At 62.1% G+C, this 14,815-nt stretch carries 13 protein-coding genes and 1 pseudogene; 1 reads left to right on the forward strand and 13 read right to left on the reverse strand.

All coding sequences use genetic code 11. From position 1 onward, the window contains the following. Positions 1–136: 136 nt before the first annotated feature. Positions 137–2,503 (forward strand): outer membrane protein assembly factor BamA, encoded by a 2,367-nt coding sequence (bamA, locus tag CEC48_RS16910; RefSeq protein WP_088424778.1) that lies wholly within the window; start codon positions 137–139, stop codon positions 2,501–2,503. Between the two features lie 387 nt (positions 2,504–2,890). Here the strand turns inward: bamA and CEC48_RS16915 are convergent. The 13 genes and pseudogenes from CEC48_RS16915 to CEC48_RS16975 form a co-directional block, all read right to left on the reverse strand. Beyond that, positions 2,891–3,619: pseudogene (locus CEC48_RS16915) on the reverse strand (MFS transporter); the annotation flags it as partial. Positions 3,620–4,122: 503 nt separating this feature from the next. After that, on the reverse strand, positions 4,123–6,354 hold the full coding sequence (gspD, locus tag CEC48_RS16920; RefSeq protein WP_088424779.1) for a type II secretion system secretin GspD: 2,232 nt from the start codon (positions 6,352–6,354) through the stop codon (positions 4,123–4,125). Beyond that, the gene (locus CEC48_RS16925) at positions 6,351–6,875 is read right to left on the reverse strand and encodes a general secretion pathway protein GspN (RefSeq protein WP_088424780.1); all 525 of its coding nucleotides are present in this window, start codon (positions 6,873–6,875) and stop codon (positions 6,351–6,353) included. The genes gspD and CEC48_RS16925 overlap by 4 nt, the downstream gene beginning before the upstream one ends. Next, positions 6,872–7,483 (reverse strand): type II secretion system protein GspM, encoded by a 612-nt coding sequence (gspM, locus tag CEC48_RS16930; protein WP_088424781.1) that lies wholly within the window; start codon positions 7,481–7,483, stop codon positions 6,872–6,874. Before gspM ends, CEC48_RS16925 begins: the two co-directional genes overlap by 4 nt. Continuing rightward, a complete protein-coding gene (locus tag CEC48_RS16935; RefSeq protein ID WP_088424782.1) occupies positions 7,458–8,510 on the reverse strand; it encodes a PilN domain-containing protein in 1,053 nt (350 codons plus the stop codon). The genes gspM and CEC48_RS16935 overlap by 26 nt, the downstream gene beginning before the upstream one ends. After that, the gene (locus tag CEC48_RS16940) at positions 8,507–9,229 is read right to left on the reverse strand and encodes a general secretion pathway protein GspK (protein ID WP_088424783.1); all 723 of its coding nucleotides are present in this window, start codon (positions 9,227–9,229) and stop codon (positions 8,507–8,509) included. The genes CEC48_RS16935 and CEC48_RS16940 overlap by 4 nt, the downstream gene beginning before the upstream one ends. Further along, the gene (locus CEC48_RS16945) at positions 9,226–9,858 is read right to left on the reverse strand and encodes a prepilin-type N-terminal cleavage/methylation domain-containing protein (RefSeq protein ID WP_088424784.1); all 633 of its coding nucleotides are present in this window, start codon (positions 9,856–9,858) and stop codon (positions 9,226–9,228) included. The genes CEC48_RS16940 and CEC48_RS16945 overlap by 4 nt, the downstream gene beginning before the upstream one ends. Continuing rightward, on the reverse strand, positions 9,855–10,226 hold the full coding sequence (locus CEC48_RS16950; RefSeq protein WP_088424785.1) for a type II secretion system protein: 372 nt from the start codon (positions 10,224–10,226) through the stop codon (positions 9,855–9,857). The genes CEC48_RS16945 and CEC48_RS16950 overlap by 4 nt, the downstream gene beginning before the upstream one ends. Further along, positions 10,223–10,654: a type II secretion system protein gene (locus CEC48_RS16955; protein ID WP_088424786.1), complete on the reverse strand. Its 432-nt coding sequence runs from the start codon at positions 10,652–10,654 to the stop codon at positions 10,223–10,225. Before CEC48_RS16955 ends, CEC48_RS16950 begins: the two co-directional genes overlap by 4 nt. Further along, a complete protein-coding gene (gene gspG, locus CEC48_RS16960) occupies positions 10,654–11,079 on the reverse strand; it encodes a type II secretion system major pseudopilin GspG (RefSeq protein ID WP_003209911.1) in 426 nt (141 codons plus the stop codon). The genes CEC48_RS16955 and gspG overlap by 1 nt, the downstream gene beginning before the upstream one ends. 20 nt (positions 11,080–11,099) lie before the next feature. Next, complete coding sequence (gspF, locus tag CEC48_RS16965; protein WP_088424787.1) at positions 11,100–12,302, reverse strand: type II secretion system inner membrane protein GspF; 1,203 nt, start codon at positions 12,300–12,302, stop codon at positions 11,100–11,102. Continuing rightward, positions 12,299–13,993: a type II secretion system ATPase GspE gene (gspE, locus tag CEC48_RS16970; RefSeq protein ID WP_256579724.1), complete on the reverse strand. Its 1,695-nt coding sequence runs from the start codon at positions 13,991–13,993 to the stop codon at positions 12,299–12,301. The genes gspF and gspE overlap by 4 nt, the downstream gene beginning before the upstream one ends. A 125-nt stretch (positions 13,994–14,118) precedes the next feature. Beyond that, entirely contained in the window at positions 14,119–14,346 is a 228-nt protein-coding gene (locus CEC48_RS16975) for a hypothetical protein (protein ID WP_076016050.1), read from the reverse strand. Between the last annotated feature and the right edge of the window lie 469 nt (positions 14,347–14,815).

The raw sequence follows: 14,815 nt of genomic DNA on the forward strand, positions 1-14,815 counted from the left end.
CTTGGTTAACCGCACCAAACCCCCAGCGCTCTTATGCTTGCCGTCCACCCGTCTGGCCGCGTTGTGGTGATCCGTCTGCGGCGAGTCATCCCTGCGCGCTTGCGCTGCTTGTCGATGTGTTCTGGAAAAGATCTTGATGAATTTTTCGCGCCTGCTCTGCTCGGTTGCGCTGCTGCTCAATGTCACACTTGCACACGCTGAAGCCTTCAAAATCTCGGATATTCGTATCAACGGCCTGCAACGGGTCTCCGCGGGCAGCGTGTTTGGTGCCTTGCCCTTAAACGTGGGTGACGAAGTGGATGATCGACGGCTGGTGGATTCCACCCGCGCGCTGTTCAAGACCGGCTTCTTCCAGGACATCCAACTGAGCCGCGAAGGCGATGTGCTGATTATCAATGTAGTCGAGCGCCCCTCGGTTGCCAGTATCGAGTTCGAAGGCAACAAAGCCATCTCCACCGATGACCTGATGAAGGGCATGAAGCAATCTGGCCTGGCCGAGGGCGAGATATTCCAACGTGCGACCCTTGAAGGCGTGCGCAACGAGTTGCAGCGCCAGTACGTTGCCCAGGGACGTTACTCGGCATCGGTCGACACCGAGATCGTGCCCCAGCCGCGCAATCGAGTGGGGGTAAAGATCAAGATTGATGAGGGCGAAGTGGCGTCGATCAAGCACATCAACGTGGTGGGCAATACAGTGTTCCCCGATGAGGCATTGATCGACCAGTTCACCCTCAAGACGAGCAACTGGCTGTCGTTTTTCAAGAATGACGATAAATATGCCCGGGAAAAACTCTCCGGCGACCTCGAAAGGCTGCGCTCCTACTACCTGGACCGTGGCTATATCAACATGGATATCGCCTCGACCCAGGTGTCCATGACCCCGGACAAGAAGCACGTCTACATCACCGTGAACATCAACGAAGGCCAGAAGTATACGGTGCGCGAGGTGAAGCTGAGTGGCGAGCTGAAAGTCCCGCAGGACCAGGTCCAGTCGTTGTTATTGGTGCAAAAGGGCCAGGTGTTCTCGCGCAAATTGATGACCACCACCTCGGACCTGATTACCCGCCGCCTGGGCAATGAAGGTTATACGTTCGCCAACGTCAATGGCGTGCCGCAGGCCCACGATGAAGACCACACCGTTGACGTCACGTTCTCCGTCGACCCGGGCAAGCGGGCTTACGTCAACCGCATCAATTTCCGTGGCAACACCAAGACTGACGATAAAGTACTGCGCCGGGAGATGCGTCAGATGGAGGGTGGCTGGGCGTCGACCTACTTGATCGACCAATCCAAGGTGCGTCTTGACCGTCTGGGCTTCTTCAAGGAAGTGAACGTGGAAACGCCGGCAGTTGCCGGTGTGGATGACCAACTGGACGTGAACTACGCCGTGGAAGAACAGGCGTCCGGCTCGATTACCGCCAGTGTCGGCTTTGCCCAGAACTCGGGCCTGATCCTCGGCGGTTCGATCAGCCAGAACAACTTCCTCGGCACCGGTAATTCTGCCAGCCTCGGACTGACGCGCTCCTCCTATCAGAGCAAATACAACATCGGCTTCACCGACCCCTACTTCACCACCGATGGGGTGAGCCTGGGTTACAACGCGTTCTACAGCAAGACCGACTACAACAAATACTACGATGACGGCGTGTCCTATTACGCCATCAACAGCTTTGGCCTGGGCGCCACCCTCGGCTACCCGATCAACGAAACCTCGCGCCTGAGTTTTGGCCTGACGGCACAACACGACAGCATCGAACCGGGCACCTACAGCGCCGATGAGATCTACGACTTTATTGAGCGCGAAGGCAAGGAGTTCACCAACTTCAAGGCCAACCTTGGCTGGTCGGAATCGACGTTGAACAAAGGCGTGCTGGCGACTCGCGGGTACTCGCAGAACCTCAACCTGATGGTGACGGTGCCCGGCAGCGACCTGAGCTTCTACAAAATCGATTACACGGGGCAGACGTTCTTACCCGTAAGCAATAACACATCGCTGCGCTTCCACACCAAGCTCGGCTACGGCAGCGGCTATGGCTCTACGGACGGCCTCCCCTTCTACGAAACCTACACGGCAGGCGGCGAAGGCACGGTGCGCGGTTTTGAAAGCGGTACCCTCGGCCCGCGCAACACCCCGGCTACCGGCGCTTACGCCAGTGCCGGGCAGGCGTACTACTCAGACCGTGACACCGAGGCGCTGGGCGGCAATATCCTGATTACCGGCGGCGCGGAGTACTTGTTCCCGGTGCCGTTTATCAAAGACAACAAATCCGTACGCACCTCGGTGTTCTGGGACGTGGGCTCGGTGTATTCGGACAAGTGCTACCTGAGCACCACGCAGGGCTGTGGCAGTGTGGACCTGAGCCAGATGGCCAGCTCGGTGGGCGTAGGCGTGACGTGGTACAGCCCGTTAGGGCCGTTGAGTGTGAATTTGGCATACCCGATCCGCACGCCTGAAAACGCGGAGAAACAGGTGTTTCAGTTTTCCTTCGGACAGACGTTCTGAGTCGCTGGGTTGTATATCCGTTGCTGCGGTAACGGCGGCTTATGGTTCCTCTCTTCAAAAACGTGCACGGACCGCACGCTTGGTTGACGGGTGTGCGGGGACATGGTTGACACTTTTCGGCGAACCAACTTCGCCGGAAAGCCCCCATGCCTTGGAGTCAGGTTATTTCTCCGCTGAGCACAAAACCTAAAGGTCGTCCGGCACCCAGACCGCACCGCCCGTGAACAGGCGGGCCGAATGTATTACGCTGTTGCACGTATGCGTTTTTTATTGGCGCGCGCCGAGTGGTGGCGGCATGACCCACCGCAACAACCCACCTGCGAGCACACCCTATGGACTCCCCTGAACTGCCCAGTCTGATGCATGTGCGTGCGTTTTGTCCGTGTGGGCTTTTTGCTGGGCCTGGGGCTCCGTCATGATGAACCGCGTGGCGGCGCTGAAAGTGCCGCCCAACTTGTTCAAAACCTTGGCGATCTGGATCGCCGGCGCATTACGTGTCGCCAGGAACCGCGCCGATTCAGGCAGCAGCAACCACAGGAACGGCAGCAGCAAAAGCGGCAAAAACCCGCCCGCCAACAGCACCGATTGCCAGCCGTGACTCGGAATCAGCCACGCAGCAAGAAAGCCGCCCAGGCCCGAGCCCATATTGAAGCCCGTGAACATGAGGGTGATAAGCAGCGAACGATTGCGCTCAGGCAGGTACTCGGATAACAGCGTCGTGGTGTTCGGCAACGCCGCGCCCAGTGCGACGCCGGCGAGCAAGCGCAGGCCAGCCAGTTCGTAAGGGTTGCGGGCGAAGGCGCAGGCCAGGCTCAGCACACTGAAACCGGTCACCGCGATCAGCAGCACCTTCTTGCGCCCGAGCCGGTCGACATAAGGGCCAGCGGTCAAGGCACCAATGGCCAGGCCGATCATACCGGCGCTCATGACCGGGCCGAACGCGGCTTTGGACAGGCCCCACTCCTGTATCAGTGAAGGCGCGATAAACCCCATCACCGCCACATCGAAGCCATCGAAAAGAACAATGAAAAAACACAGGCCCATGATGAGCCACTGGTACCTTGCAACCGGGCGGTTGTCGATCCACGCTTTGATATCGACCGTTTCGTTACTCATGCTTGCACCTTCTTATTTTTATAGAAATGCCGACAGGTTCGGGGGTTAAGGCCTACGCGCCAACCGTCGAACGTTGCGTATGATTCTAAAACCACAGTTGGCTGCCCGGCCTGCGGGAAATCCTTAAGCAGGTATCGGTTTTTCTTATGGCGCAGAATGCAGTTTAAATCGATGACCCTGAATTCATTGGGCATCGGTCGCACCGCAGGTGCAGCAAGGGAAGCTGCTAAACGGCATACGCATGGCGGCCTACCGGCCGGCTTGAGTGGTTAAAAGCAAACGCGATTTCCTGTAGGAGCGGGCTTGCTCGCGAAGGTCGTTAACGATGACGTTGGCATCCTGAATGAACGCGGCGTCCTCAGGTTTTTCGCGAGCAAGCTCGCTCCTACAGAAGAGCGGCTCTGAGTTTGAATGGGGCAAGTCATCGGCTTCAGGAACCACACCGCCAGCGTGAAGTACCACGATGCGTTTGATGCTACCGAGTAGGCCGTAGCACCCGTGAACTAGTTCGCCGGGCGCAACAGTTGCATCTGCTGGCGATAGTCATCCGTCACCTGCCGCGACTGGCTGCTGCTGGTAATCACCCTGGGTGTGATCAGCACGATCAATTCGGTGCGGTCCTTGGATTTGCTGGTGCTGCCAAACAACCAGCGCAGCCCCGGGATTTTCCCCAGGTATGGCACGGCGCTGACGCTCTCGGCGTTGTCCTGTTTGATCAGCCCGCCAAGCAACACGGTCTGGCCGCTTTGCACGGCCACCTGGGTGGACACTGAACGTGTGGAGATACGCGGGTTATTGGGCGTGTCGCTGCTGTTGGTGGTCTGGCTCTCGGCGTCGCTGACCTGCTGCTGGATGTCCATGTACACCAGGCCACCCGGGTTGATGCGCGGCACCACGTCGAGAATCACACCGGTCTGTACATATTCGACGCTGCTCAAGGTGGTGTCGGAGTTGCCGGTGTTGACCGTGGTCTGGCTGATGGGGATGTTGTCGCCCACCTGGATCTGCGCCGGCTGGTTGTTCATCACCACCAGCGACGGCGCCGACAGCACCTGGGTACGACCATTGGTTTCCAGGGCGTGCAAGGCCACTTGCAGGTTGGAGCTGACGAAGGAATAGAACAGCGAGTCCGTGCCCAATCCCGCGCCGCCACCACCCAACGCGCCCTGGCTGCCGGAGGCGTTGGCCACTGTGGTGCTGGTGGAATTGCCCGCCAGGCGGCCCAGGTACCATTGCACCCCGAGGTCCAGTTCGCCGGTGAGTTTGACTTCGAGGATGCGCGTCTCGATCTGCACTTGCAGCGGCGGGTTATCGAGGCGTTTGATCGCCGATTCGATCTCCTTCCATTGCACCGGGCGGGTGCGTACCAGCAACTGGTTACTGCTTTTTTGCGCGGTGATCCGGGTGCCCGCGTCGAGGCTTTTGGAGGCGGTACCGTCGGCGGCGCCCTGCTCTGCGTTTTCACTGTCTTCGCTGGCGGCCGGGGCCTGATCTTCATCGTCACCGGCCGGCGGGTTGTTGCTGATGCCTGCGTTATTGCCGCTGTTGTTCAGGCCGCCCGAGGTGCCGCCGCTGGTGTTGAGTGACGACAACGTCGCGGTGCGCAAACCCGGCGCCACCTTGGCCGGGGTATCGTCCTTGATCGCGCCGGTGCCGTAGATCTGCCGCAGGTACTTGGCGAGGTCCGTGGCTTTCATGTTGCGCACATCGTAGACGTACATCTGCGGTTCGTTGCCGCCGCCTTCGTCGATGGTGTGAATCCAGTCGCCGACTTCGCTGAGGTACTGCGGTTGGGACGAGATCGCCACCACCGAATTGGTCCGCTCAATCGGCAAGAACCGCACCATGCCCGCCAGGGGCATGCCGCTGTCGGGGCCGAACATTTTTTGCAGCTCGGGCATCAACTCGGCCACCGAGGCCCGTTGCAAGCCGAACACCCCCACCGACATGCCTTTGAGCCAGTCGACGTCAAAGGTATCGATGGTGTCCTGGTAGTTGGCCAGCTCATCGGGCGTACCGGCCAGGCTCAGCACATTGCGCGCCGGGTCCACCAGCAGGAACGCGTTTTCCCGGGCGAACGGCTTGAGCAGTTTCTGCATTTCCGTGGCCGAGATGTAGCGCAGCGGAAACAGCCGCGCCGAGAGCCCGTTGGAAGGTTGCGACACGCTCATTTCCGGCACCAGTTTGCCCGCCACCGCCTGGTTGGCCGGCAGGATCACGTAGCGCTGGCCCTGGCGAATCATCGCGTTATCGGTCCAGGACAACAGGGTTTCGAGGATCGACAGCGCCTGCTTCTTGTTCACCGGTTTTGAGGTGGAAAAGCTCACGTTGCCTTTCACGCCCTGGGCGATGCTGTAGTTCTCATGCAGCAGGTCGCCCATCACGCTATTGATCACCGCTTCAATCGGCTGGTCGGCGAAGTTGAACACGATGTCGCCGCTGGCTTCATCCTTGACCGCAGGCGCCGGTGCGGGCTGACGCACAAACTGCTGGTTACCACGAATCAACTGGCGTTGGGGCGCCGTGGTCGCCTGCGGCTGGCGGCTGTCGACGGCAGGCTGCTCGCTGGCCGGGTCCACGGGTGGCCGCTGCGAACCGGTGCCCTGCATCGCCTCGTGGAGCAACGCATCGTCCGGGTCGAGGTGATCGGGGAATGACCCACAGCCGCCCAGGGAGACGGCAGTGGCCAGGCAAAACACGGTGGTGCGCAAGGCGCCAGGGAAAGTATCGATCAAGGTGCGGGCTCGTGAGGAAGGGAAATCGGTGGTGTGGTGGACGGCGGCGGCAAACGCGGGGCGCTGAGGCTCAGGGTTTGCGTGCGGCCATCCAGCACAAAACGGGCGTGCAGCGGTGTCAGGTGTTCCAGGCGCCAGCCGTTGGGCAGGGTCTGGCCTTGGTGGACTTTGAGTGGCGGGCCGTCGGCGCGCTTGAGCAGCGCAACGCGCAAGTCGCCGTCGAGCAGCACGCCGCTCAGCTTCAGGCCCGACAGGCTGGAGACCTCGGCCTGGCCAACGGCGGCATCGGGGCTGCGGTCGGGGCTGAACAGCGGCGCCTGCCAGGTGCCGGCGAGGCTTTCCAGGGCTGCACTCGGGGCCACGTAAACCTTGGCTGAAGCATTGGCGCGCGTAGTGGAGGCAGGCTCATCCAGCCACTGCGGTGCATCGCCGATGCTGCTCAAGATGCCCACCATCAGCAGGCCCAGCAGCCCGGCCACACCGAGCAAACCCCACTCCAGGGGGCGTAATGAGTTGATCATCGGCGGGCCTGCGTAGCGATTGCCGGTTGCAGATAGCCGCGCACCAGCAGATGCACCACCAGCTTTCCGGCGCTGCCGCTGGCCGGGGCATTCGGCCCGCGGCGGATGCTCATTTCATCCACGAACAGGAACGGCCGCTGGTACTCCAGCTCATGCAGGATCGCGGTCAGGGGTTCGATGGCGCAGTTGAGGGTCAGGCTGACTTTTACCTGGCGATAGGGCTCGGTGTCGTCCTGCTCCGGGGTGATGGGCATGCGCTGGGTCAGGCTGCAACCGCCGCCGAGGCCGGCGCGGCTGCTGATCAGGTCGGCGATGCGCTGCATCAGGTCTGCCGCCACAGCGCTGGGGTCATCCCCGGGCAACAGGCTGGTGCTGCTGGCCGGGTCCTGGCGGGCTTGCTCCAGTTGCTCGCGCAAGGCGGCGCCCTGGTGCAGCAGGCCGGCATACCGCTGCTGTTGTTCGCGCAACTGTTCGGCTTGCTCGCCCATGGCGCGCAAGGGTCCGGCAAACCAGCTGTCGATCAGCAACCAGTAACCGCTGCCGAGCACCAGCGCCAGGACCAGCAAGGCCGCGCCACGACGTTCACGGGGTGTCAGTGGTCTGCGCATCGGCGGCCTCTTGGTGCAAGTGGGCGCGCAGGGAAAACTGATCCTTGCCGGTTTGCGCATCGGGTTGGATCACCCCTTCGAACTGGGCGTTTTCCAGGCTGTGACAGGCCTTGATCCGGGTGATCAAGGCACTCGCCTTGGCGCTCTGCCCGGAGAATGAAACGTCGGCGCCGTCGTTGACCTCCAACTGGTCGATCCAGGTGTCGGCGGGCAGGCACGCGGTCAGCTCATTCAGCAGCGCGGCCAACGGCGGTTGTGCCGATTTGCGGCGGATCAGGTACTGCGCGGCACCACGGGTGTTGAGCAGTTGCTGGCGCAGGCTCTGGATTTCGGCGACCTGGGCTTTTTGCTGCTGCACCTGCTCATGCATCACGTCGAGCACACGCTGGCGGTCGTTGAGCCACAGCAGCATCGCCGCAATCAGCAAGGCGCCGCACAGCCACGGCAAGCTGCGTTGCAAGCCCTTCCCGGCCGGGCGCTGGCGTGGGCGCAAGGGCGTCGGCAGCAAATCGATGCCCATGGGCTCGCCTGCGCCACCGTCCACATCCACCGCGTGGGGCTGCAACCCGAGGGCGGCGCAGTCCACCAGGATTTGATCCAGACGCTCTCGCAGGATCGCCACCAGGGTCACCTGCAAGTGTGTGGCGGTGCGCCGTTCCTGACGCGCAACGAAGTACAACTGCTCAGCCTCGAACGGGGTAAAGCGGTCCAGCTCATAACCCACCACCGTCGACAGGTTGCGCGCCGCCGCCAACGGCAGTTGCAGGGTTTGCAGCAACACCGCCGAGGGCGCGAGCACCAGCACCTCGCGCACTTCGCCGGCAGGTTTTGCCACAGGCGCCGTCAACGGCCAGTGGTAGCGCTGCTCGGGGATGTCGTGGATCGACAGCCACGCCGGCAGGCAGCCACGCAGCTCCTTGAGCCACAGCCGCCAGCCCAATTGCAGCAAACTGCCGCGCCAGCGCCGGGTGAGCGGTTCTGCCAGCCGTTGAAGGCGCGCCACTGGCGCCGAAAGGTTTGGATTCATTCTTGCCAACGCAGCACCCGATAAGGTTGTGCGCTTCCCTCCGATGGGCTCAATAAAACCGTGGTTCGTAACCGGGCGTGGTAACCGCCGGGGCGTTGCGCGCGACTGTCGATCACCAGTACTTCACCGGCGTCGGCACCCACCGCACTCTGCCGGGGCAGGTTCAACGCCTGGCGCATCAACGGGCTGGCGAAAGCGGGATCGGGCCGGTCCAGGCCACTCCACAAGCTGATTTCCGGGACCAGCCGGCTGTACAGCGCCTGGGTCATGCCGGGCAATTGCCGTACTTCCTCCACCACGCGCAACGGTGGCAGGCCTTCGTTGCGCCGCACGTCCAGGTCTTTGGCGAGCCGGTTGGCCTGGGCCTGGGTGGCACCGCAGGCCAGGGCCAGGCGGGCAAAGTCGGCCGCCTCGGCGCTGTTCAAATACAGCTTGCCGCGCTCGCTGTGCAGGCTTACGTGCAGCTGTGCGTCATCAAACACCAAGGGCATTTCGCGGCCGTCGGCAATCCATTGTTTGCGCTGTAGCGGGTCGGCCAAGGCCTGCATGGCAAACGCCACGCCGGCCTCCGCTGCCAGCAACGCCTGGGTGTGCTGGCGATGCCACAGGGCCTGGCGGCTTTCCAGTTGCACCCAACCGGCCAGGCCGCCCAGCAGCAGGCTGAGCAACGCCAGCACCCACAGCACCAGCAGCAGTGCAACGCCGCGCTGACGCTTCATTGGTCCGATGCTCCGCTGGAGAGATTCAGGCGCAGGGCAACCACTTGGGTCACCCACGGCACCGGACCGTTGACCCGCGCGGCAATACGCACCGCGTAAGGCAGGCGTTTGGTCCACGGCCAGTCACTGATCCAGCCGGTGGCCTGGCCCTTGGGCGACACACCGCGATAGCTGAATTGCAGATCCTCGACATTCTTCAGCAATACTTGCGGCTCGCTGCGGGTGGCCGGCACGCTGACCTGGGCGTTGGACTCAAACTGCGCGAATGCCACCTGCAACTCGCGCTGCTCCTCGGGCCCGGTCAACTGCAAGGTGAAACGCTGGATGCCACCACCGAGCACGCCCGGCAAGGTCGCGACGAATTGCAGGCGCTGGGCGGAGCCGGCGAAAAAGCCGTTGGTTTGGCTGTCGTCCTCGGTCACGTCCAGCGGCAGCGCCTCGCTGATGGACGTGCGTAGAAACTGTTGTGCGGCGCGCATTTCATCGAGGCTGACCGTGTAGCGCTGAGCCTTGAGCACCGCGCGGTTGGCGCCCAGCAACGCGCCACCCACCAGGGTCAACAGCACGCCCAGCAAGCTGAGCACGATCATGATTTCCAGCAAGGTAAAACCCTGTTGACGCTGATTCACAGGCCGGCCCTGTCGGTAGCGGCGCGCAATTTCAAGGTGCTGAAATGGGCCTGGCGTCGAGCCTCGCTGACGGTCAGGTCGAGGCGAAACAAACGCGGTTGACCGATACGCGTCGGCTGCTGGGCGATCGTCAATTGCCAATCGATACCGTCGCCCAGGCTGCCCTGGCGAATGCCGCTGGCCAACGGGCCCGAGGTTTCCTGATCCATCACGCTCAAGGCGGCATGGGTCAGGCGGTCGCTGTGGGCGACCTGTAATAAAGAGCGTGCGCTCTGGCCGAAAGCGACCAGCAACACCGTGCTGCAGATCGCCATGAGGGTCAGTGCGGCGAGCATCTCCAGCAAGGTGAAACCCGATTGGCGGTTCATGGCAATGCCTTGGACTGCACGCTGCCAGTCAGCCAGCCAATATCGATGCGCCAGCGCCGCGAGCCATTGGCCAACAACAGGTTGCCGCCGGTGGAACTGCCGTCGGGGTAAAACTCCACGGCCGAGCCTGCGTGCTCGGCGGTGTGCAGGGTCACCTGCAGGTCGGCCGGCCAGTGCTTGGCCGGACGTCCCGGCGCCTGGAAGCTCAGTTTTCCCAAGTCGAATACGGTTTTGGCCGGCATGCCGCTGACAATCGCCCTCGCCCGTGTGCTTCGCAGGGCATCGACCATCTGCCCGACCGCCTGACGCTCCTTGGCAACCCGCAGGCCTTGTTGCAAGCCAAATCCCACCAACCCGGCCGCGATGCTGATCAACACGATCACCACCAGCATCTCCAGCAGGGTAAAGCCGCGTTGGAGGGCCGGCATTATTCCCAGTTGCCCAGGTCAGCGCTGTAGCCTTCGCCGCCGGGCTGGCCGTCTTGCCCGTAGAAGATCAGGTCGAAGGCGCCATGTTCACCGGGGAAGCGATAGCCGAAGGCATGGCCGAACGGGTCCTTGAGGTCTGACGGCTTAGCATACGGCCCGGCCCAGCCGGCGGTGTTGCCGGGCTTGTCGACCAGTTGCTGGAGGGTCTTGGGGGGCGAACCGACGTCCAGGCCGTAGCTCTCGATTTTCATGCTCAGGCTGGCCAGTTGCGCCTTGCCCGCGCCGTATTTGCCCTTGTCGACGTTGCCGCCCACCTGGCGCACCACGATGGTGGCGACGATGCCCAGCAGCACGATCACCGCGAGCATTTCCAGCAAAGTAAAACCGCCTTGGCGGCGGGCAGGTTTGAAACGGGTATGGCGCATCGGCTTGCTTCCTCGGGTTTTCATATATTGCTGGTCAGGCTCATCAGCGGCAGCATGATCGCCAGCATGATCACCGCCACCAGCACCGCCATGACCACGGTCAGGGACGGCACCAGGGCGGCGAGCAGGCGGTCGATGCCGCGCTTGGCTTCGACGTCGAACACGTCGGCGACCTTGAGCAGCATGCTGTCCAGTTCACCGGCCTGTTCGCCGACTTCAATCATTTGCAGGGCCAGGTCCGGCAGCAGCGGCTGGCTGCCAAATGCACTGGCCAGGGTGCCGCCGCCTTTCACCGACTCGGCGGCCTGGGCGACTTGTGCCTGCAAGGCGCGGTTGGTGCAGACCTGGCGGGCGATCACCAGCGCTTGCAGCAGCGCTACGCCGTTGCTCAGCAAGGTGCCGAGGGTGCGTGCCAGGCGTGCGGCTTCGACCCGCTGCAACAGCGGGCCGATGAGGCGAATACCGAGCACGCGCCGGTCGTAATTTTCGCGGTGCTGTGGGTTACGCAGGCGTGCCGCCAGGCCCCAGATCGTCACGATCAGCCCGGCGAGCACCGCCAGGCCATAGGCACCGAGGAACTGGCCGAGGCCCAGAATCACTTCGGTGATCAGCGGGATCGGCACGCCCAGATCCTTGAAGATCGGCACGAACTGCGGCACCACATAGGCCAGCAACAGGGCCAGGGAACCGAGCACGCCGACCACCAGGAATGCGGGATAGATCAGGGCGTTGATCACCTCGCCCCTTAATAACTGGCTGCGCTCCAGATAGTCGCTGAGCTGGCGCAGGGTGTTCTCCAGCGCGCCGCCCGCCTCACCGGCGCGCACCATACTCAGGTACAGCGGCGAGAACTGGCTGCCCTCCTCCTCCAGCGCTGCCGACAACGGCTTGCCGGCCTTGACGTGTTCGCGGATGCGTTCGATCAGCGCACGGGTTTGCGGTTGGCCGGGTTGCTTGAGCAGGATGCCCAACGAGCGCTCCAGCGGTTGGCCTGCGCCGAGCAGCGTGGCCAGTTGCTGGGTAAAACTGACCAGCGCCGCGCCATTCAACTGGCCGCGCCCGAACGCATTGCGTAGCCCTTGGGCACCGGCGGCCTCGATGTGCAACAGCAACAAGCCGCGCTTGTGCAGCGCGGCGACCGCAGCGGCTTGGTCCTTGGCTTCGAGGGTGCCGTTTTGCGCGACGCCCTGGCTGTCCAGGGCCCGGTATTTGAACAGGCTCACGTGCCCTCTCCACGGGTGACGCGCAGCACTTCTTCAAGGGATGTAACACCGGCCACGGCCTGGCGCAGGCCTTCTTCATGCAGGGTGCGCAGGCCACCGCGGCGGGCAGCCTGTTCGAGGGTCGCGGCGTCGGCCTGTCGCATCAACAAACTGCGCAGCTCTTCATTCATCACCAGCAATTCGGTGATTGCACTGCGGCCGTGGTAACCACCGCCCGGGGCGTTGGCGCGCGGCCGATAGAGCAGAATCGGGCGCTGGTCGGTGAAGCGGTCCAGGCCATGTTCCTCGATCAACTCCGCCGGCGCTTCGAACGCCTCGCGGGTAGCCGGGTCGAGGCGGCGCACCAGGCGCTGCGCGAGGATGCCATTGACGGTGGAGGCGATCAGGTAGCTCTCCACGCCCATGTCCAGCAGGCGGGTGATACTCGCCGCGGCGCTGTTGGTGTGCAGGGTCGAGAGCACCAGGTGGCCGGTCAGGGATGACTGGATAGCGATGCGGCAGGTTTCGAGGTCGCGGATTTCACCGATCATGATCACGTCCGGGTCCTGGCGCACGATCGAGCGCAGCGCCCCGGCGAAGTCCAGCCCGATCGCCGGCTTGACCTGGATCTGGTTGATGCCTTCCAACTGATATTCCACCGGGTCTTCGACGGTGATGATCTTGCGCTCGGCGGTATTGAGCCGCGACAACGCGGTATAGAGCGTGGTGGTTTTACCCGAGCCGGTAGGCCCGGTCACCAGCAGGATGCCGTGGGGCCGTTCGAGCACTTCAAGAAAGGTTTCCAGGCGTTGGCCGTCGAAGCCAAGGCTCTGGAAATCGAACTGCACGGTCTGGCGGTCCAGCAGGCGCATCACCACCGACTCACCAAAGCTGGTGGGCACCGTGGACACGCGCAAATCCAGTTCCTTGCCCTGGATGCGCAACATGATCCGGCCGTCTTGCGGCAGCCGCCGCTCGGCGATGTCGAGCCGCGCCATGATCTTGACCCGGGAAATCACCGCCGCCGAGGAACTCGACGGCGGCGCTTCGGCTTCGTGCAGCACGCCGTCGATGCGGTAGCGCACCTTGAGCTGGTTTTCGAAGGGTTCGATATGGATGTCCGAGGCGCGATGCTCCACGGCGCGTTGCAGGATCAGGTTGACCAGGCGAATCACCGGCGCTTCGGACGCCATATCCTTGAGGTGTTCGATGTCTTCCAGGGCGCCGCCCTGCTCGTCGAGGTTTTCGATCAGGGTGCCCATGGCGGAACGGCCCTGGCCGTAATAACGCTCGATCAGGGTTTCGACTTCATTGCGCGGCCCGACCGCCAGCCACACCGGCACGCCGCAGGCATAAGCCATGGCCTGGAACGGATACAGCAACGCCGGGTTGGCCGCCAGCACGCGCACCCCGCCATGGCTCCAGCCCACGGGCACCACCTGATAATGGCGCATGAAGCGCTCGGTCAGCGCCGGCAGCGGGTCGAGCAAGGGAGGTGCGGCGTCGGCCAGCAGCAACGGCGCGCCGAGCAAATCGGCCCAGGCCCGCGCCAGTTCCACTTCGGAGACCAGCCCCAGGCGCGTCAGCAGGCCAAGCAATTCGGTGTCGTCGGATTCCTGGGATAACCGTCGGGCACGCTCCAGGTCGACGGTTTTCAAACCGGCCTTGCGCATCAGCCACGCGCACACCTGTTCGGCATCCGGAATCTGCATTCGGCAAGCATCGATGGGTAGTGACGGTATGGGCTGGGGCATCTGCACAAATCTGAGGGGCTATTTAAAAAACCTGTTCCCGTGGCGCCTGCGGGTGGGGCGTGCGGGAACAGGTACATCCAACCTTAGTTGGAGGTTTTTGGCGCAGTCGCCTGGCTGTTGCTCAGCGGGCGACCGCCCTTGGTGGTTTCGGCCTTCTGCTTCTTCGCCGCCTTGGCGTCGTGGGCCTGGGTGATCACCGTGGAATCGGCGGCACCGGACTTCGCGTCGGCGTCCGTCGACTCAACGGCCATTGCCGCACCACTTAGTGCAACGCCCAGTACAACACCAGCACTCAACAGGGAAATCTTCATCAACTTTCTCCAGATCAAAAACAATCAATCGCCCAGGCGCTGTCCTGACAAGGTCAAGACCCTACACCAAAGCATTTTGTATTACAGCCCATTTGAGTTATGGCCATTTAGAACTACTGGCAGAAGCCACTAGTTAGCCATGACCGCGCATATTTTCTTAAACCAATCGACTGGTAGGTTTAATCTAAGTTCACAAACGTAAGAAAATATTTCTTATTTCACGCAAAAATTAGCTTTCGTTTGACATTTTATGGCAAGAATTGACTTAATTACCGTGTTTTCGCGGTTCAAAATGCCATCTCGTGATATCGCTTAGACACTATTCATAACAATAATTAGTTTAATTATTACACTTTTAAAACTGCGGAATCCGCCCCGTAATCGCAATTAGCCATCGGCCAAAAGTTGCGACAAAGGCGAACTATTGCCCGTAAAAAAGTGACGAGCGTGCACAACGAAACGCACTTCT

It is taken from the genome of Pseudomonas sp. K2I15, from assembly GCF_002204795.1.
In the GTDB taxonomy this organism is placed as follows: Bacteria; Pseudomonadota; Gammaproteobacteria; order Pseudomonadales; family Pseudomonadaceae; genus Aquipseudomonas.

Coding starts and splice junctions, on each gene's coding strand:
- bamA (WP_088424778.1), top strand. CDS start 137: ATGAATTTTTCGCGCCTGCTCTGCTCGGTTGCGCTGCTGCTCAATGTC.
- CEC48_RS16925 (WP_088424780.1), bottom strand. CDS start 6,875: ATGATCAACTCATTACGCCCCCTGGAGTGGGGTTTGCTCGGTGTGGCC.
- gspM (WP_088424781.1), bottom strand. CDS start 7,483: ATGCGCAGACCACTGACACCCCGTGAACGTCGTGGCGCGGCCTTGCTG.
- CEC48_RS16935 (WP_088424782.1), bottom strand. CDS start 8,510: ATGAATCCAAACCTTTCGGCGCCAGTGGCGCGCCTTCAACGGCTGGCA.
- CEC48_RS16940 (WP_088424783.1), bottom strand. CDS start 9,229: ATGAAGCGTCAGCGCGGCGTTGCACTGCTGCTGGTGCTGTGGGTGCTG.
- CEC48_RS16950 (WP_088424785.1), bottom strand. CDS start 10,226: ATGAACCGCCAATCGGGTTTCACCTTGCTGGAGATGCTCGCCGCACTG.
- CEC48_RS16955 (WP_088424786.1), bottom strand. CDS start 10,654: ATGCCGGCCCTCCAACGCGGCTTTACCCTGCTGGAGATGCTGGTGGTG.
- gspG (WP_003209911.1), bottom strand. CDS start 11,079: ATGCGCCATACCCGTTTCAAACCTGCCCGCCGCCAAGGCGGTTTTACT.
- gspE (WP_256579724.1), bottom strand. CDS start 13,993: ATGCAGATTCCGGATGCCGAACAGGTGTGCGCGTGGCTGATGCGCAAG.
- CEC48_RS16975 (WP_076016050.1), bottom strand. CDS start 14,346: ATGAAGATTTCCCTGTTGAGTGCTGGTGTTGTACTGGGCGTTGCACTA.